This window comes from Enterobacter cloacae complex sp. P47BA, from assembly GCF_014930485.1.
GTDB classification, from domain to species: Bacteria; Pseudomonadota; Gammaproteobacteria; order Enterobacterales; family Enterobacteriaceae; genus Enterobacter; species Enterobacter bugandensis.
Window position 1 is genome coordinate 1 of sequence record NZ_JADBRF010000014.1, and the last position, 17,335, is coordinate 17,335.

Sequence of the window (17,335 nt, forward strand, 5' to 3'; positions counted from 1 at the left end):
CACCATGGGTAAAGGATGTTAAAAAGTGTTCACCATGTCCCCGAACACCTGTCTACCATGTCCCCGGACTGTACAGAGGGAGAGGGCCGGGGTGAGGGCATCAGGCCGCATCGTCGCCTGATTCGCCCGGCGGCGCTTCGCTTGCACGGGCCTACGGGCTGGGTTTTCTCCCTCTACCTGTGGGAGAGGGCCGGGGTGAGGGCACCAGACCGCAGAGGATTAAATCACTCCCCAAGCGTCGCCACCATCACCGCCTTAATCGTATGCATCCGGTTTTCCGCCTGGTCGAACACGATGCTTGCCGCCGACTCAAACACCTCGTCCGTAACTTCCATCCCGCCGTGCAGGTCGAACTCCTTCGCCATCTGCTTGCCGAGCGTGGTCTGGTCGTCATGGAACGCGGGCAGACAGTGCAGGAACTTCACGTTCGGATTGCCGGTCAGCGCCATCATCTGCGCGTTCACCTGATACCCCCGCAGCAGCGCAATCCGCTCCGCCCACTTCTCTTTGGCTTCGCCCATCGACACCCAGACGTCGGTATAGATAAAGTCCGCGCCCTTCACGCCCGCCGCCACGTCTTCCGTCAGGGTGATTTTGCCGCCGTGCTTCTCCGCCAGCGCGCTGCACTCCGCCACCAGGCTCTCTTCCGGCCAGCAGGCCTTCGGAGCCACCAGGCGCAGATCCAGCCCAGTCAGCGCCGCCGCCTCCAGCATCGAGTTGCCCATGTTGTTGCGCGCATCGCCCGCGTACACCAGCGTCATCTCGTTAAACGCCTTGCCCGGCAGGTGCTCCTGCATGGTCAGCAGGTCCGCCAGCAGCTGCGTCGGGTGGAACTCGTTGGTCAGCCCGTTCCACACCGGCACGCCCGCATACTGCGCCAGCGTCTCGACCACTTCCTGGCCGTGGCCGCGATACTGAATGCCGTCGTACATCCGCCCGAGCACGCGCGCGGTGTCCTTAATTGACTCTTTATGCCCAATCTGGCTGCCGCTCGGCCCTAAATAGGTAACGCGCGCGCCCTGGTCAAATGCGGCAACTTCGAAAGAGCAACGGGTACGGGTTGAGTCTTTTTCGAAGATGAGCGCGATGTTTTTACCGATAAGCTTTTGTACTTCCTTGCCCTTTTTCTTATCGGCTTTGAGCTGTGCGGCAAGAGTCAGCAGAGAGGTGAACTGTGCAGGGGTAAAGTCGAGCAATTTCAGAAAGTGTTTCTTGTACAGATCAGACATTTTATCCTCGCATGGCGAACGCCACTTATTGAATTAAAATTCACTTTATATGTGTAATTATTCATTTGCAACCCCGTTTCACAATTCTTTCTTACAAAGGTGGAGGCAAACCCGTCCGTATGTGAAAATAGAAGTATCTGCCGCACTTTAAAGAGGATTGAGCCATGGCAAACCCGGAACACCTGGAAGAGCAACGCGAAGAGACGCGTCTGATTATTGAAGAGCTGCTGGAAGACGGCAGCGATCCGGACGCGCTGTACACCATCGAGCACCATTTCTCTGCGGATGATTTCGACGCGCTGGAAAAACTGGCGGTAGAAGCCTTCAAGCTGGGTTACGAAGTGACCGAGCCGGAAGAGCTGGAAGTGGAAGAGGGCGACACCGTCATCTGCTGCGACATCCTGAGCGAAGGCGCGCTGAAGGCGGAGCTGATCGACGCGCAGGTCGAACAGCTGATGAACCTGGCCGAGAAGTTTGAAGTGGAATACGACGGCTGGGGAACCTACTTCGAAGATCCGAACGGTGAAGACGGCGACGAAGGCGACGACGAAGATTACGTCGACGAAGACGACGACGGCGTGCGTCACTAAGCGTTTCAGGCGGTGGCCCGCGCCACCGCTTTTTCAAGGCAGAACCATGGATTACCCGCAGATACTCGCCCCTGTACTCAACTTCCTCCAGTGCCCGACCCCGCAAGCATGGATTGATAAAGCCCGCGACCCGGCGAACCTGCCGCTGCTGCTCACCGACCATATGGTGTGCGAGCTCAAGGCCGCCCAGACCGCGCTGCTGCTGGTGCGTAAATACGTCGCCGACGAAAGCGGTGCCGACACGCTGCTCGACTGGCTCAAACCCTACGAACAGTTCACCTTCCGCGACGGCCCGGAGCCGGACTTCATCGCCCTGCATAAGCAGATTGGCAAAAGCGTGATGCCCAAAACCGACGACCCGTGGGGCCAGGCGCTCATCGACAGCATGGTGCTGCTGATTAAAGAGGAGCTGCACCACTTCTGGCAGGTGCGCGAGGCGATGCTGGCCCGCGACATTCCGTACGTCAAAATCACCGCCAGCCGCTACGCCAAAGGGATGCTGAAGGAAGTGCGCACCCACGAACCGCTGACGCTGATCGACAAGCTCATCTGCGGCGCCTACATCGAAGCACGCTCCTGCGAACGCTTCGCCGCGCTGGCCCCGTACCTCGACGACGACCTGCAGAAGTTCTATCTCTCGCTGCTGCGCTCGGAAGCGCGGCATTATCAGGACTACCTGACGCTGGCTCAGCAGGTGAGCGACGACGATATCTCACCGCGCATACAGCATTTTGGCGAAATTGAAGCCACACTTATTTCGACACCGGACCACGAGTTTCGCTTCCACAGCGGCGTGCCGGTGTAAACCGGCACAACTCAAGGATAAGGATGCGAGATGAAAAAAACGTGGATCAGTACGGTCATTGTTGTTGTCGCGGCTGCCGCCGTGGCGTTCTGGGTCTTCTTCGACAGGCAGCGCGCTCCGGAAGCGCAAATTGATACCGCCCTTAACGCGATGCCCGCCTGGCAGGTGATCAAGGAGCAGGAGCCTGTGCTGCATCAGCGCATCCTTGACCAGATGGCCGCCCTGCAAAAAGCGGGCGAGCCGGAGCAGCACATTATCGACACCATCCAGCCGCAGATCCTGCATCTGCAGATGTCGCGCCTGCAAAACGCCCCGGACGCCAACGTGGTGAACTACATGACCATCAACATGGAGCAGACCGCCGCCATCCAGAAGGTGAGTGACGACGCCTGCTTCCGCTTCCTCTACCCGATGGTGAAGGGCGGCGTGAACCCGATGCGCATGCTGGATAAAGACCTGATGACGCGGCGCATGCAGGCCGACGCCGACATGATGCGCGCGGCCTACGGCAAAAACCGCCACACCGTGACGCAGGCCGAACGCGAGGCGGCCGTCGAGGATGTGCGACCGATTATGAAGCAACTTGCCGATAAGTACGGCGAGGACATCCAGCTGCTGCAGATGCCGGAGAAGGCGGCGAGCAAAGAGAAGCTCTCCTGCGATATGGTGCAGGAGATGTGGGCCAAGGTGCTGGCGCTGCCGGAGCAGAAGGCGGCGAGGGTGATACGGCTGGCGGTGTCTGAGCTGGACTGACGAAGGGCGCTGGTTTTTTGGGCACTTAGCGCAGGTTTAGCGCGTCGTCGCTTGCATGGCGGCGCGCGACAGGTATAATCCACAACGTTTCCGCATCCCCTTCAGTGCCGAAGTGGCGAAATCGGTAGACGCAGTTGATTCAAAATCAACCGTAGAAATACGTGCCGGTTCGAGTCCGGCCTTCGGCACCAAAAGATGCAAATCAAAGTCGCTTAAGGGCGGCTTTTTTTGTGTCAATGACCCGTCCATATCCGACAGTAATTCAAAGATAATTTATTTTTCGGCAATAACTATATTTGATCGGTTGTCTTTCCGCGTTGGTCATTTTCATCGATTGACATCTAGGCTATTTGGCTGTCATGGTCTCTTGATTCAGGTGAATTGCAGAGGATCGTTCCTTTTTGTTAGCGGTTGTGCGTACTTCTTGTTGATTGTGAAAATCGGTGTGAGAAGTTTTTCCGAAAATAACTAATCTGATCAGTTTAGTTAACGATCTTTTCAGACATAATCTAGTGATTATTTACGCTGGAAAAACAGGACGTAACATTGAATAGCTCGGAAGACGATTTGCTTGAAGTGGCGTGGTATTTGTCGAAGTATGGTAAATTTCAACCCCCCGTGGGACTGGGAGTTCAGAAATGGAAAGAGGCTTATGCCTTGTTTTATCCCCGTTTCGGGGCGGGCAAAACCGCCAGCGAGTTTCGCAATAGTCTGAAAAATAGTCGTGATCGTTTTGATTCTTGGCTTAGTGATGTGCGTGTTGGCTGGCTTGACGAGCGGGGCGCTCCTGCTGCGCTTTCTCATTCAGCGCAGCGTGTGCATCAGCGATTGAGTCGGCTTTCAGACAGTGCGATTGAGCAGCGTGTTCTTTCGTTAATATCTTCTGAAGGAGATGAGCTGGCACAACGTGATTGTCTGGCTATTCAGCAGGATAAAAGTATTGAAGTTACTGTACGAGAGCAGTTGATTGCGGCACGGCTGGGGCAGGGTGCCTTTCGGAAAAATTGTCTCATGTTATATCCGGCATGTCCTGTTACGGGAACGACGTTTACGCCGTTACTCCGTGCCAGCCATATAAAACCGTGGGCTGCCTGCGAGAATGGGAGTGAACGCCTTGATCCGTTTAATGGAATTATACTGGCCGCAAATATTGATATTCTTTTCGATCAGGGATGGATTTCTTTTGAGAATGATGGACATTTATTAATTAGTGATGAACTGGATATTAGTGTTAAAGATCAGCTTTTGTTGCCGGAGAAAATAAAGGCGTTTCCTGTTGAATCATATCGTTATCTGGAGTGGCATCGGGAGAATTTACTGAGATAGCTAAGTTTTGACGAAAATGCCTTTGATATAGAATGTTGTGATTCGTTTGGTAATGGGTAAGGTACAAAATGAAGATGGTAAAAATATATTCAACTGGAAGCTATGATGCAGTAACACGTGAAGGTTCGGCTGAAGTTGTGCTGAAGTGCGAAAAGAAAATAAAATATCTGACTTTTTTCTACAGTGATACGACAGCAAATAGATGCATTCTCCAAGACTGAATTGATGGTGTGAATTTTTTGAAGGAACCTTGTAACGTTGAATAAATCAGTTCATGTGAGCTCGGTGTGAAGAAAGCACAGAAAGGAAAGGGAGTTAATTTTGATTTGCACAAGGAATTATGTGGATTCTTGATAAAGAAAGAGTGTGAATATTTTTTTCTGTCATGCATGGTGAAGGCGACATTTTGAATGCTTTTATTCGCAAGCATCGTACAAAGAAATAGCTGGAGAGCCTACATACAGAACAATGTTCGACAGCGGTGACAGGTTCCAATATTGCACTGAACATTGTCCAGTCGGGCTCACGGGTTTCTGGAGCGTGCTGCGCAACCGGTAATCCTCTACAGGTTCAGTTATAAAGCTTTTATGTGCCATGCAGCATGATATGGTTGTTTTCTAAACTCTGTATAACCTGAGTATTTGTATCGGAGCCTGAACAAAAGATTGTAGCCAGCCTTTCAACATGGGCAATAGTTATCCATACGGTGATTTTAAATACGAAATCAATGGGTTTCATTGAGTCATAGAATTGGTAATGGATGAAAATGCTTTAGGGTTTGCCTCATACTGGCGCAACTCGCTTGCAGATGCTGAGTCAGGAAAAAGCAGTTTTGAATGCAAAGACGCCAAAAATTTCACTCTCTGACATGAGATAGCGGCGGGTCGTCTTGACGAAGCGATCGTCGGTAAATTTTTTGAGGAAGAAAAAGACGACGTCGATACAGTCTATGTCATCTTGCGGCAAAAGATTTATTTCCGATTACTGCAGCATGGAAAGGACCGTTCCGCTGGTGCGCCTGATATTGTTACCCCGATAGTGAAGCCAGCACTGCTGAGCCATGAGGGTTTGTGATATCGAACACTAGCTAGTTCAATTCCCAGAGACCTGCCTGAACCTATGTCAAAAAATGAACCTTTTAGATATGTGGGATTTAGTGCTATGCCAATACAAATCGCCCCATAACTCATTCCCTGTTCAGCGTAACATCGGCAAGCAGCTTTTTGAGTTGGGCGTTAGTGTCTCTAGGTAACTTTGGATGCTTCACTTAAGCGGATTCCATGTCACCATAATTCTTACGTCAACTTAAGAACTAGTCATTAGTAATAGCGAGTTTGTTGCTAAGTACATGGGCAGAAACTTGCAAGGAATATTTATGTTATATTCGTCGACAAATATTCCATCGTTTGGGTTTCTCACCTAATAAGATAAAGTGCTACTATTGTCTAGGTTAGTAAGTTAATATGGTGAAGGTATAGTGCAATATATTACTTGTCTATTATTTGAATAAATTGTAAGTTTTCAGTCACGCAATAAATAAATTGTGACGGTGTTTTTCAAATAATTAAGGCAGAAAAACACCGAGCGCTAATGATATTTCCCTATATGTCTTTTGATTTTACTCGCAACCACTCGTGTTGGTCTAAACCTATCCTTGAAAGATTGCTAACAATATCTGTTATTATTTTTTGTGCATAAGTTGTTTTTATTTCCCCTATCCATTTTAATACTTTGGGAGTGCATGCTTTTTCAATAGTGAGTGGAATGAACGAGATGTAATCAGTATTAACTAAGTTATTTTTTTTGCCTATGACAACGCCTTTTCCGTTCTCAACGCCAAAATTTAGCGAGATAATATTTGCGGCTTTTGCAGCCATTTTTATTTTATAGAAATTGCCATTTTCATCCTCAATCAATAAGTTGTAATCATTATTATCTAATGTTCCTTTAAGGAAAAGAAAATCGGCTCTTTCATGTAGTCTGACGCTATCACATAATGGTTGTATGCATAAGTAAACAAAGTTATATGCATCTAAAAGTAATGTGCCTTGTTTTAACGATACATTATCTATATTGGAGTGATATCTTAAATTTCTTCGAGTAATTTCAAGCGAACATAATTGCATTATTTTTGTGTCTTGTTCCCCATCCTGGCTTAAGTAATCTTTTTTTCCTAACGAAGCTCGTCCTATAGCACCTTCAATTTCACCTAAAGAATCTGCAGAAAGTATGTTGCTTAGATGTTCTACGGATAATTCTTTTTTAGTTTTCCCGGTTAATGTAAAATTCTTGGAGTCATTCGTTGTATAATGAAAAATTGGCCAGTGCGATAAGGAATCCTTACTCAGCGATTTTTTTAAATTCTCACTTATTTGTAATGTTGAACGTATTTCTTCGGAAATTAAATCTACCGCATAATCATGTGCATTTTCATATGCATATGGCCTTGACTCTTTGGATGTCATTAAGTTTAAAATGTGGGAAACATACGCTGTATCAAGTGTGTTATTATATTTTGTTAATATTCCGTGGGTATTCTCTCTTATTTCTGAAATACAGGAAAGGGCAGCATTTGATAACAGTCCAGCTGTAAGATTGACGAATTTTTTTATTAAAACATTCGGAAGGTCTTTTTCATATATATCCTTACTAATAATAACTATACACCATTTTTCAAGTGCGTAATTGTCTTCAATGAACAGACTATTCTCATTTTTTATTTTTGTAGCATATGACTTTTTTAATTCATTATTTAGTTTCGTCATAACCGCTGCAACATTCTCACCGGTATAGATTGAAAGAAGACGTAAACGTCCTCCAGAAATTATATCTGCAGCAATAATTGATTTTATTATCTCTATAGCAAATTGTCCGCTATCGCTTTGCATATCCCAATCAAGTATTGTTATATCAGCTTTACGGGAGGATGCTGTGATGATATCTTTTTCTTCGACATTAAAGCTTTTAGCTAATAATCCGCAGCATGCAATTCCATCTTTCGCAAATGCTTCTGATAGAGCTTGGTAATCAAAAGGATGGTTTTTTATTTTTGCTTTTGATTTAGTAGATTCCAAACCTTTAAAAGCTAATGGAGTTATTACTTGGGTAGTCACATCGTCGGGGTCAATTAAAGAATCAATATCTTCTTCTGTTGGGAAAGTATCGCTACCTGCACCAAAAGACATATTGTCATCAACAGCGACTACAGAATGTAAAAAACGGCGAACGCAGTCTTCTGAAATTTTATGAAAGTCAGTTGAGCTTGTCATTTGTTAATATCCATTATTAATTTATTTCTTCTGATGGTTCAATAATAAAGAAGGCACCTTGTTCAGGTCGATAATCATCCAGTATTATATTAAACCCATCTCGGGATAAACATTCTTTAGAAATAAATAATCCCATTCCACGGCCTCCTGTTTTTCGTGTGAATCCCATATCGAAGATTACATCGCGATCTCTAGTTGAAACCCCAGGGCCGGTATCACCAATGACATATCCGGTGTCAGTCGCATCAAGTATGAGTCTTTTTTCACCTGTCGTTTTAGTAAGCCAATATATTGCATTGTCAATTAAATTTATGAAGACAGGATAAATAGTTGATGTATAAGCTACAACTTCTTGATTAACAAACTTTGAGGTAGTAAAGAGTTCAATATTTTCTTTCTCAAGACGATCATCAAATACATCTCTGATAAACTCTAAAAGAGCGCTCCCAGTTATGTTTGTTTTAGAACGACTTAAACGTCTTGTTAATGGTGTAAAGGTTTTTAAATAACCATCTAAATGATCGAAACTAGTTCTGATTTTCTGATATATAATATCGAGTTTTGGATTTCTATCTGCCCATGCTTTCAATTCTCTTAGGGCACTTCGAATTGCTCTTATATTACCATTAAACTCATGGTGAACAACGGAAAGAGCCATGCCTAATAATATTAGCTCTGCATTATTTGCTTGTTGATCTCGTAAATGTTCAAGCTCGGTTTCGATTGCTTCTGTCACTTGAGCTGATGTTACATTCTCAGGAATGGTACTATCACTTATTATAGCAATCTGGTCAGTTAATCTTTTTATTTCATTAATGACTTCATTTGATGTGTTCTCAATCTTGCTTTCAAGATTTCTTTTTATATCTAATATATATTCCGTGTCCTTTCCATTTAAATTTGTCGACTGGAATTCGTAAGAAATATTTTTTAACTCGCTCTTATGTTTTTTCTTATTATCTGAAATGAGTTTATTGGCTTTGGATTGTACTTCTTTCAGAGCATTCTTTGCATCAGTATATAATTTTGAGAGCTCTTTATCGTAGTAGTTTTGTTGTAAAGTCAATGAATCCTCAAGCCTTTTTCGTAAATTGAGGAAGTCGTTATTTTTATTATCTAATTCAATAAGTTTACGATCAACATTATCTTTTAATTCATTTAACGAAACTAAAATTTTTTGTCTTTCTATTTGATATCTATCCCATAGATTAGATAATTCTTTTGTTAAGCCAACGCCAGATGGTTTCCTTATATCTATGGTTTTACGAAGATTATTAATAACGTTGTCATTTTGTTCTTTAATTTTGCTATATATATAATCTATGTTGGCATCAGTTATTTCAGTGCTAGAGAAATATTCTTCATTATAATTAATAAGTTTATTTATTTCAGTGTTCCAGTAATCCTTATCTAGCTTATCAAAAAATTCAAACAGTTCTTTTTTTAATCTGTCCTTTTTAGCTTTAGTCTGCTTAGATCTCTTTGATAACAGATCATGCTCTTCATTTCTACGTTGTTTTGTCTCAATAAATAATTCAGACATATCACCGTCATCTTTAAAGAAATCTCTTGCTATCTCGATAAAGAAATTCTCAAGCATTTCTTTGAATTGTTTATAAGGCTTATTTTCAATGAACCCTTCTCGCCCAGCTTTTTCGACTAATGAAGCATTGTTTTCTTTTGTTAATTCAATTGCCCCAAATAAACGTCGATAAGAGAAGAAATATTCAGAAGCAGATAATGTTCTTCGTTTTTCTATTTTTAGAAAGTCGGTGTCCGAGTCTCCATAAGGTAGAATTCTTAATCCATCTCGATAAATATATAAACCACCGTATCTATCAGTTTTCTCCTTCAGTGGAGCCCAGAGTTCCATGGGGAGTCGTGAATCACGGAGTCGGCCATGTATATATGCCAGTTTAATTTTAAAGGGACCGCATTGGGTTAATTGATTATTATTTCTCCAAGTCACAGCATGATGAATTGGTTTTTCGCCATAAACAGAAACAGTACCGCTAAATTGACCAAATTCATTAAACCAGCCTTCTATATGGTGATCAGCAATATTGAATTCTTGTGGTGTAAAAAAAATTGACTCACTAATTCTGTCAATGCACTCTCCATCTTCCAGATAGTCCCTGAAGCGGGCTATAATAGGAGGGTTTGAATCATTATACATTGTGTTTGTGAAGCCTAATAAAGCTTTCTCTAAGCGGGAGGATTGTTCTGTTGTTTTGTTGCTATCGCTTGAAGATATATCGTCTATTAAAATTTCTTCGGTAGGGTTTATTATAAAATGAGTTCCATGACCATCTCCTGAAAGTTTTAATCCACCTAATTTTTTTTCCCATAAAGCAGGATCGAATTCGAAAAGTGATAACTGTGTGTTTATTTGCGATACTTTCGATTTTGATATTTTTTGTGTTAAGGATTCTAAATTGTTTTTGGCTTGTTCAATCATCTCATCAAGAATTTTTTTACTAAGAAGTTCACCATTCTTTATAATTCTAATTGGTATATCTATATCATCAAGATCAAGTGATGGTATAGCAAATAGGCTCCAGTTAACAAATGCAGCAACTAGCGGCATAAGCTCATTGTCTCTTTTAGCTCTGGTAAGAACCAGCACCTGCGGGCCGATTGCTGCTATAGATAAACGACCTATTCCTTTCTCACCCATTATAGGACGGAAGGCTTTATTATTATCTATTGCCGGTTTATTTATTGCATCATCGTCTATTAATTTGCTGGACGTTCCAATCGTCAACCATCTCTCTTCAAATTCATCAGCTGTCATTCCTAAACCATCATCTCTCAAGATAAGAAGATTTTCTTTCCTGAAAAAATCCACTTCAACATTATCAGCATAAGCATCGTGAGCATTTTTGAATAATTCGCTTAACGCAGTCGGTATACCTGCAATTTGCTGCCTGCCAAGCATATCCAAAGCTCGGGCTTTTGTTCTTATCTTAGCCATGTCTATTAATCCTTATTAGTACAATTTTCTATGAGATGTTGTCCAAATATTCTGGCCAGTTCGCATGGTACAGCGTTTCCAATCTGCTTTGCCATCGAGTTCAGAGAACCTTTAAATACATAACTCAAAGGGAATGTTTGCAGTCTTGATGCTTCTCTTATGCTTATTGCTCTATGTTGTGTTGGATCTGGGTGCCCGAATCGTCCATTTGAGTAACTATTGCATTTTGTCGTCAGTGTAGGTGCAGGCTTATCCCAGCTCATTCTTCCATAAGTATCGGTATGCCCATCATAGTTTTTATGGCATTTATTGACTAACTCTTCGGGCCAGTTTCTTCTATCTCCACCTTCTGGAGTGTGCATAATTCTTTTTAAATTTAGAGAGGTAAGTGTTCCTGCTCTGTGCAAAGAATCTTGGGGATCGATTTCCCCTGAAGATAATTTTGTGAAGTTATAGATATAATCACGTACAGTTTTGTATGGGATTTTATTTTTACCATGAGTTATATCTGGTGGGGTTACTTTGCCTACTCTACTAGCCAGAAGTACAAGCCTTTTCCTTCTTTGGGGTATACCGTAATTCTCGGCGTTAGCTATAAAGGATATATAATTATACTGCAACTCCTTAATTAGTTTGATAAATTCTTGGAATGGGCCTTCTTTTTTCTCGTCAATTTTTTGCATTCCTGGTACATTTTCAAGCATAATATATTCAGGAAGTAGTTCTCTGATAAAACGATGGGTTTCATCAAGTAGATTTCTTCTTGAATCATCGCTGGTTTTATTTTTATTTTGTTGCGAAAATGGTTGGCACGGTGCACATGCACTTAATAATAAAGGCCGTTTGGCTTGAATATCAATGATCTCGGAGATATCTTGTGGTTCAATTTTTCTAATATCTTCTTGGATGAATTTTGCATCAGGGAAGTTAGCTTTAAAGGTTTCTGATGCTTGTGAGTCATTATCTATTCCAAGCACGATATCAAAACCAGCCTGACGCAGCCCTTCACTGGCTCCGCCACAGCCACAAAAAAAATCTATAACTATCAATTTGATACCTTCTTTATACTCAGTAATAACTCGGATAAACTCATATTTTAGATAAAAGTGATTGGTATGGATATAAACTTTGGCCACGCTACCGCCCTGAGGTTATGGCCATCCCCAAGCCTTTTGAAGGGATTATGAACAACACCACGCCGATGTTCAACGTTGTTAACCCATAGATATCACAAAGTTAGTCAACGACTCGGTTGTAAATTAACCAAGTATGACGTTAGCGAAAATGGGTATAACACATAATATTCGCCATCATTGACAAATGATCATCATGTGGACTGCCAAAAAAATCGTCTATAACATAGCCAGTTAGACTACATATGGAGATGTAAGCATGAGCACCAGAAGAGAGATAAAGGATGGGGCATTATTTGACGTTCTCGACAGAGGGATCGTCTACACCGAGGCGTTAGGCTGGCTTGATATGGGACATGCCCGTGGCAATGACGTGGCAACGCTCAAACGTCAATTCGTTGAGGGAGAGCGTAGCGGTAAGCCTTCTTATTCCGTCATGTATCGGCAAGATATGGGCGTCTTAAAATTCAAATCGCGGCTCGGGGTCGGTAAGTTCTCTCACTGGGAAATTAAGCGTGGCCGGAGCACCGAAGACATTAACAGAATCATGCTGGCGATGATGATGAACACCGCATCCAGATTCGAAGGCCTGCAAAGCCTGCGGTCATTTTCCTGGTATACGGACAGCGGCTTTAGCGGTGAGGATCTGGTATCTGACCTGTTCGGGTTCTATCGGGCAATTATTCCTGGACGGTACGGCTATCGTCTCAAGCCCGTGAGCTATGAATCAGCCGTTCGCCGCTGGGATTACTACGGCGCTATCGGTTCCCATAAAAACCATGGCTTCCGCCCGATTCTCTTTCCCGATCCGCAGGACCAGTGTGTGCGGCACAAGCCTTATACGGTCAATCTTCCGCATTTTATGACGTGGCTTCGGCCGTGGGACGATTTCGCATCCGGAGTGGTGAAGGTCATTACAAACGATGGGACATCGCTCTCATTCATGGGAGCTAAGCTATGACTATCTTTTTAAAAATCCTGAAGTGGTGTGCACTCTCGGTTGTCACCGTCTTTATCCTCGGATGGCTGTTTGTCTGGCTCGTGGCATCAGGTTCTGATGAAACGACGGTTTACACCGAAAATGACTTTTTCCACTACCACACGCTGACTGACAAGGATATTGAAAACGCCCCGCGTGTAACAGAAGACTACTATTTCGAGGCGCATTCCGGCGATGGTTATGCCCCTTCAAATAGCATATTTTTTAAAGGGGCTACCGGTGCGTCACCGTTGCGCGCGTATCTCGAAACGCTGGGATACACCAAGGAAAAGCGCCGCCTGGGGGATAAGGAAATCTGGTCAAAACCCGATCAGGTAAACGGGGACCTTTTCTATTTGTACTTCAATACCGCCACGGGTGAAGTTGAGCTGACCAAGGTGATAAACGACTGAGCTAACCTACTTCCTGTTGATTAGCTCAATGCATTGATCAAGCGGCGTTTTTTCGTAATATCCCATTCAGCCATGTTTCATCCCTGGCTGGGCGGTTATCCTGAGTCGCCCACAGCGAAGCGATCTCCATCCTCGGAATCGCCTTCAGCAACTCCCGCAACCCCTCTTCATCCAGATCCGTAAACTGTCTTTCACCCTGCACCCGCTCACCGTTGCCATACTTAAAGGACACGTACCAGACGCCGCCAGGCTTAAGCGCATCCGCAAGCTTCTGCATCACTTCAGGCAACTCAGAAGAGGGGACATGCAGCAAAGAGGCACAACACCAGATCCCATCGTACTGCGCTTTGCCGTCGATCTCTGAAAACGTCATCAGCTGTACGGGTAACCCAGTATGTTGACTTGCCAGTTCCACCATCGCGGAAGAGGCATCAAAAGCATCCACCTGATAACCCATCTCATGAAATGCCTTTGCGTCCCGGCCTGAACCGCAGCCCGCATCCAGAACCCGTGCGCAGTGAGGCAGATGTTGGGTGAAGGCCTCGTAAAGCGAGGTCATATCGACATTGACCGTGCCATTGAAGAAATCCTGCGCGTGGTTCTGGTAGTAGTGAAGTGTCATTAAAACGTTGCCTCGCCTTCCGCGTTGGGTTTCCAGGTATGGATAAGTTTGTCCAGTGCGGCCTGCCAGTTGCGCTGAAGAAAGCTTTTCCGTGCTTCAGGACGTTGCCCTGTCTGTAGAACAATCGTCTCATGTAACGGCAGTTTGCTCTGAATAAAATACTCATTGCGAGTGTGTAACCGCTGCAGGAGCCTGAGGTCGGGAATGCGTGCAGATTTACCTTCGACGCCACGGTTACAGCACCGGCAGGCCAGCACTAAGTTCCATACGCCGTTAATATTGCTCACTTCATGGCGGGCAGCCCAGGGAATAAAGTGGTCGACGTCCGCTACTTCTGCATCTCCCGGTACCAGACTGATGGGTTTAAAGCAGTAAAAACACCGTCCTTTCTGGTAACCATTCAGGCTGTCGCGACAGCTGGTGATGTCTACGCGACGCGCATTCACCCTCGTGAACAGTAGCTGATTATCTTCGTCGAACTCCACGCCCACAAGATTACGCGAGATCCCCATAGACCAGGCCTGTTCTACCAGGTTCCAGCGGGCATTGGTTTCAAAGGCGAGGTTTTTATACTGCAGGCGTTCGCCCAGTAAATAGAAGTTATCCGTCAGGCGGATCCCGTTGTTGGTTTTGCGCTCATCAAGGAAAAAACGTTTATCGATCTCGCCCTGGTTCACGTAATGAAAGGCATCAATCACGTTGTTAAAGCCAAGGCGCACCGTCGCTTCAATAAGCTGGGCGTGGGTGATTTCACCTCTGTTGAACTTCAGACAGGTTTCCAGAAATTGGCTGCTGCGGGAGGTGATCTGTTTTGGCGCATGTTTCAGGTGCTCGCAAAGATAGCGGCTGAACGGTACGGCAAGCTGGTCGAGCGTTATCAAATCGCTGCCCGTCTTATCCACTTCATACAACGCTGACGCCAGCGCAAATTTGTAAGATGCGACGTTCCTTCCAAAGAGGATCACACCACGCCAGTAGTTCTCAAGCGTCGGATCGGCCTGATAAAATTCCATCGATGAAGTCCTGTTACGGTTGGCTGGGCAGGGCGTTACTAAAGCCTGTAACAGGATCACATAACAAAATCAGGGTGATGTAAATCGTTAATCTATAGGTTTGATGAATTTTTGTGGGATCTGATAAGAAGGGCTGGATGCGATGAATTTGTCGTCTAAGGTACTTTAGCGAATGAATAGATTTCTGGATGAGGAAAATAAGACTGATTTTCAAGCCAGCGATTTACCAGTATCCCCCAAACCCATTTCCTGAATCTCCCTCATATTTCCCAATTTTACCTGTCGCAAAACCGCTGTATTTATATTCAGTTCTGTATAATAGGCAGCAGTAATTACGCTAGTCGGAAAAACGCCTCTTCATGGGGATGTCCTCATGTGGCTTATGAAGACATTACTAACATCAGGGCGCAGGTCACTCTGCCAGCGGTTCGGTCTCGCCCCTGAGGGTAAATGGTCAACTTGATAAACTTCGCTTCCTGACACACCTCTGATGTTATCGCCTAACAGCCTTACACGTTGTCTTACCACCAGCGGGCTATTGTCTGAAAATCAGAGGTCTCTCGGAAGAAAACCTTCTTATGTCCGATTGCGTAGGAGTACGATAAGCCAATAAATCATTATAGATAAAAGGGTTATCTATGGCTCTACATGGAAAGTTCGTAATTAATGATGCGTACTACTCCCCGTTATCGTTTCCTGGTATAGGCACGTTTTTAGCTTTCTCTGGTAATGGTGCTTACCGTAATCGTGGGGCATGTGGAATGATCCCCAAAGAGGGGCCAGTACCAGCGGGTAAATACTGGATTGTTGACCGCCCTCAAGGTGGACTCAAGTCACAGCTAAACACAGTGGGAAGAGACATTTATAATCACTTCGCCAATGGTGCAACATTCAAACATTCTGAATGGTTCGCATTATGGCGTGATGATTGGGGGATCGACGATTACACTTGGATTGAGAGCGTTCAGCGTGGCAATTTCCGTTTGCATCCAGGTGTACTATCAGAAGGTTGTATCACTCTCCCACATGATTCTGATTTTGCCATGTTGCGTAATGCTCTGTTGAGAAGCCAGAGAATAGATGTTCCTTGCATGAGGAAGCTACAGGCATACGGCACGATTGAGGTGATCTCCAATGGCAAAACATGCCCTTAGTTTATTCATCAAGATAGTGCTGTTCGCAGTTGTTATGCTGATCGTTGCTGAAATGGTTCCGTATGATGGATTAGTTAATTCTATTACGGGGCTTTTTGATTTCCAGAGCGCCGACAAGTTTACCCGCTTCATTTTGGGTGAACCTGATTCAGAAGTTTGGGAATCGTTAGACGGCTACTTTAGCATCTTAATCAATACATTAATCAGCGTACCTGTCATGAGCGCCATTACCACGGCGTACAGTGGCGCGACACACAAAGTTAGTCCAGCAGGCATCCCCAGAGAGTGGTTCAGTTCCACATTGCGACGGTTAGCTAAAATCTTCGGGTTTACCTTCCTGTTTTGGGCGTTGTTTCGCTTGCTGCCTTATCAGTCTTTATTCCCGGATCAAACGTATTCAAATTTCACAATGGCGGCGATTGTGGGCTTTCAGTTGCTCTTAACGATTGTTTGCTACTGGTTCATCACGAAGAAAATCACAACTAAAAGGAGTTTGTAAAATGCCTATTCCGGCTTACATGTGGCTTAAGGACGATGGCGGCGCAGACATTAAAGGAGCTGTAGACGTTCAGGATCGTGAGGGGAGTATAGAGATTGTTGGCTTTAGTCATGGTCTGAACATTCCAGTAGACAGTGCCAACGGGAAGATTACTGGCAAGCGTTCACATTCTCCGATGATGATTGAAAAGGAGTTTGATAGCTCCAGCCCGTACCTATACAAAGCCGTTGCCACCGGTCAAACGTTGAAAAGTGCGGAGATTCGCTGGTATCGCATTAACCATGCAGGACAAGAAGAGTGCTACTTCGTCATGACCATTGAGGGTGTGAAAGTGACGGGCATTAACCCAGGGATGCCAAACGCTAAAATGGCAGGAAACTCGCAGATCAACCACATGGAATCTGTTTCCCTGATGTATGACAAAATCACCTGGCGTTATGTTGATGGTAATGTCCAGTATACGGACGATTGGAACGTAAGAGCGTAACAAATAGAAAGGAGGCATTGAGTGCCGCCTCTTTATTAACGCTTATCCTCTCAAAGGAGCCTGTCCGTAATGCTGTGTAACTGCCATTG

16 protein-coding genes, 1 tRNA gene and 1 pseudogene are annotated in these 17,335 nt (G+C 44.7%); 11 read left to right on the forward strand and 7 right to left on the reverse strand.

Translation table 11 applies throughout. The annotated features are described in order from the left end of the window. Positions 1 to 224: 224 nt before the first annotated feature. Positions 225 to 1,229, reverse strand: a complete 1,005-nt coding sequence (gene argF / locus IM299_RS14825; RefSeq protein ID WP_193357710.1) for an ornithine carbamoyltransferase — start codon at positions 1,227 to 1,229, stop codon at positions 225 to 227. Then, on the reverse strand, positions 1,199 to 1,294 hold the full coding sequence (locus IM299_RS22965; protein WP_213083700.1) for a hypothetical protein: 96 nt from the start codon (positions 1,292 to 1,294) through the stop codon (positions 1,199 to 1,201). Before IM299_RS22965 ends, argF begins: the two co-directional genes overlap by 31 nt. 99 nt (positions 1,295 to 1,393) lie before the next feature. Between IM299_RS22965 and rraB the strand changes: the two genes are divergently transcribed. The 6 genes and pseudogenes from rraB to IM299_RS14855 form a co-directional block, all read left to right on the forward strand. Continuing rightward, positions 1,394 to 1,819: a ribonuclease E inhibitor RraB gene (gene rraB / locus IM299_RS14830; RefSeq protein ID WP_193357711.1), complete on the forward strand. Its 426-nt coding sequence runs from the start codon at positions 1,394 to 1,396 to the stop codon at positions 1,817 to 1,819. 46 nt (positions 1,820 to 1,865) lie between these two features. Beyond that, the gene (gene miaE, locus IM299_RS14835; RefSeq protein ID WP_193357712.1) at positions 1,866 to 2,624 is read left to right on the forward strand and encodes a tRNA isopentenyl-2-thiomethyl-A-37 hydroxylase MiaE; all 759 of its coding nucleotides are present in this window, start codon (positions 1,866 to 1,868) and stop codon (positions 2,622 to 2,624) included. Positions 2,625 to 2,654: 30 nt separating this feature from the next. Next, complete coding sequence (locus IM299_RS14840; RefSeq protein ID WP_193357713.1) at positions 2,655 to 3,377, forward strand: topoisomerase II; 723 nt, start codon at positions 2,655 to 2,657, stop codon at positions 3,375 to 3,377. A 106-nt stretch (positions 3,378 to 3,483) separates the two neighbouring features. Beyond that, positions 3,484 to 3,568: transfer RNA gene (locus tag IM299_RS14845), tRNA-Leu, on the forward strand. Positions 3,569 to 3,923: 355 nt separating this feature from the next. Then, positions 3,924 to 4,703, forward strand: a complete 780-nt coding sequence (locus IM299_RS14850; RefSeq protein ID WP_193357714.1) for an HNH endonuclease — start codon at positions 3,924 to 3,926, stop codon at positions 4,701 to 4,703. Between the two features lie 756 nt (positions 4,704 to 5,459). After that, a pseudogene (locus IM299_RS14855) lies at positions 5,460 to 5,774 on the forward strand (hypothetical protein); the annotation flags it as partial. A 530-nt stretch (positions 5,775 to 6,304) separates the two neighbouring features. On the opposite strand, the gene IM299_RS14860 reads toward IM299_RS14855, so the two are convergent. The 3 genes from IM299_RS14860 to IM299_RS14870 are packed head-to-tail and all read right to left on the reverse strand — an operon-like array spanning position 6,305 to position 11,995. Continuing rightward, positions 6,305 to 7,972, reverse strand: a complete 1,668-nt coding sequence (locus IM299_RS14860) for a response regulator receiver domain (RefSeq protein WP_193357715.1) — start codon at positions 7,970 to 7,972, stop codon at positions 6,305 to 6,307. Positions 7,973 to 7,988: 16 nt separating this feature from the next. Then, positions 7,989 to 10,946 (reverse strand): ATP-binding protein, encoded by a 2,958-nt coding sequence (locus IM299_RS14865; protein WP_193357716.1) that lies wholly within the window; start codon positions 10,944 to 10,946, stop codon positions 7,989 to 7,991. Between the two features lie 5 nt (positions 10,947 to 10,951). After that, entirely contained in the window at positions 10,952 to 11,995 is a 1,044-nt protein-coding gene (locus tag IM299_RS14870) for a DNA cytosine methyltransferase (protein WP_193357772.1), read from the reverse strand. A gap of 343 nt (positions 11,996 to 12,338) precedes the next feature. On the opposite strand from IM299_RS14870, the gene IM299_RS14875 reads away from it, so the two are divergent. Next, positions 12,339 to 13,040 carry a hypothetical protein gene (locus tag IM299_RS14875; protein WP_193357717.1) on the forward strand — a complete coding sequence of 234 codons (702 nt, stop codon included), beginning with the start codon at positions 12,339 to 12,341 and terminating at the stop codon, positions 13,038 to 13,040. Then, positions 13,037 to 13,471: a hypothetical protein gene (locus tag IM299_RS14880; protein WP_193357718.1), complete on the forward strand. Its 435-nt coding sequence runs from the start codon at positions 13,037 to 13,039 to the stop codon at positions 13,469 to 13,471. Before IM299_RS14875 ends, IM299_RS14880 begins: the two co-directional genes overlap by 4 nt. A gap of 37 nt (positions 13,472 to 13,508) precedes the next feature. Here the strand turns inward: IM299_RS14880 and IM299_RS14885 are convergent, their stop codons facing one another. After that, on the reverse strand, positions 13,509 to 14,093 hold the full coding sequence (locus IM299_RS14885) for a bifunctional 2-polyprenyl-6-hydroxyphenol methylase/3-demethylubiquinol 3-O-methyltransferase UbiG (protein ID WP_193357719.1): 585 nt from the start codon (positions 14,091 to 14,093) through the stop codon (positions 13,509 to 13,511). Then, complete coding sequence (locus tag IM299_RS14890) at positions 14,093 to 15,106, reverse strand: HNH endonuclease domain-containing protein (RefSeq protein ID WP_193357720.1); 1,014 nt, start codon at positions 15,104 to 15,106, stop codon at positions 14,093 to 14,095. Before IM299_RS14890 ends, IM299_RS14885 begins: the two co-directional genes overlap by 1 nt. Positions 15,107 to 15,744: 638 nt before the next feature. Between IM299_RS14890 and IM299_RS14895 the strand changes: the two genes are divergently transcribed. From IM299_RS14895 to IM299_RS14905, 3 genes are read left to right on the forward strand one after another with little or no spacing between them, the layout of a single operon-like run. After that, complete coding sequence (locus tag IM299_RS14895) at positions 15,745 to 16,260, forward strand: DUF2778 domain-containing protein (protein ID WP_040020222.1); 516 nt, start codon at positions 15,745 to 15,747, stop codon at positions 16,258 to 16,260. Beyond that, a complete protein-coding gene (locus tag IM299_RS14900) occupies positions 16,241 to 16,759 on the forward strand; it encodes a hypothetical protein (protein ID WP_193357721.1) in 519 nt (172 codons plus the stop codon). The genes IM299_RS14895 and IM299_RS14900 overlap by 20 nt, the downstream gene beginning before the upstream one ends. Position 16,760: 1 nt before the next feature. Then, positions 16,761 to 17,246 (forward strand): Hcp family type VI secretion system effector, encoded by a 486-nt coding sequence (locus IM299_RS14905; RefSeq protein ID WP_008501360.1) that lies wholly within the window; start codon positions 16,761 to 16,763, stop codon positions 17,244 to 17,246. Positions 17,247 to 17,335: the final 89 nt, after the last annotated feature.

Bases quoted from the DNA above. Each gene is read 5' to 3' on its own strand.
- IM299_RS14840 (WP_193357713.1), top strand. From the start codon at position 2,655: ATGAAAAAAACGTGGATCAGTACGGTCATTGTTGTTGTCGCGGCTGCC.
- IM299_RS14860 (WP_193357715.1), bottom strand. From the start codon at position 7,972: ATGACAAGCTCAACTGACTTTCATAAAATTTCAGAAGACTGCGTTCGC.
- IM299_RS14880 (WP_193357718.1), top strand. From the start codon at position 13,037: ATGACTATCTTTTTAAAAATCCTGAAGTGGTGTGCACTCTCGGTTGTC.
- IM299_RS14895 (WP_040020222.1), top strand. From the start codon at position 15,745: ATGGCTCTACATGGAAAGTTCGTAATTAATGATGCGTACTACTCCCCG.
- IM299_RS14900 (WP_193357721.1), top strand. From the start codon at position 16,241: ATGGCAAAACATGCCCTTAGTTTATTCATCAAGATAGTGCTGTTCGCA.
- IM299_RS14890 (WP_193357720.1), bottom strand. From the start codon at position 15,106: ATGGAATTTTATCAGGCCGATCCGACGCTTGAGAACTACTGGCGTGGT.
- rraB (WP_193357711.1), top strand. From the start codon at position 1,394: ATGGCAAACCCGGAACACCTGGAAGAGCAACGCGAAGAGACGCGTCTG.
- miaE (WP_193357712.1), top strand. From the start codon at position 1,866: ATGGATTACCCGCAGATACTCGCCCCTGTACTCAACTTCCTCCAGTGC.
- IM299_RS14905 (WP_008501360.1), top strand. From the start codon at position 16,761: ATGCCTATTCCGGCTTACATGTGGCTTAAGGACGATGGCGGCGCAGAC.
- argF (WP_193357710.1), bottom strand. From the start codon at position 1,229: ATGTCTGATCTGTACAAGAAACACTTTCTGAAATTGCTCGACTTTACC.
- IM299_RS14885 (WP_193357719.1), bottom strand. From the start codon at position 14,093: ATGACACTTCACTACTACCAGAACCACGCGCAGGATTTCTTCAATGGC.
- IM299_RS14865 (WP_193357716.1), bottom strand. From the start codon at position 10,946: ATGGCTAAGATAAGAACAAAAGCCCGAGCTTTGGATATGCTTGGCAGG.
- IM299_RS14875 (WP_193357717.1), top strand. From the start codon at position 12,339: ATGAGCACCAGAAGAGAGATAAAGGATGGGGCATTATTTGACGTTCTC.
- IM299_RS22965 (WP_213083700.1), bottom strand. From the start codon at position 1,294: ATGAATAATTACACATATAAAGTGAATTTTAATTCAATAAGTGGCGTT.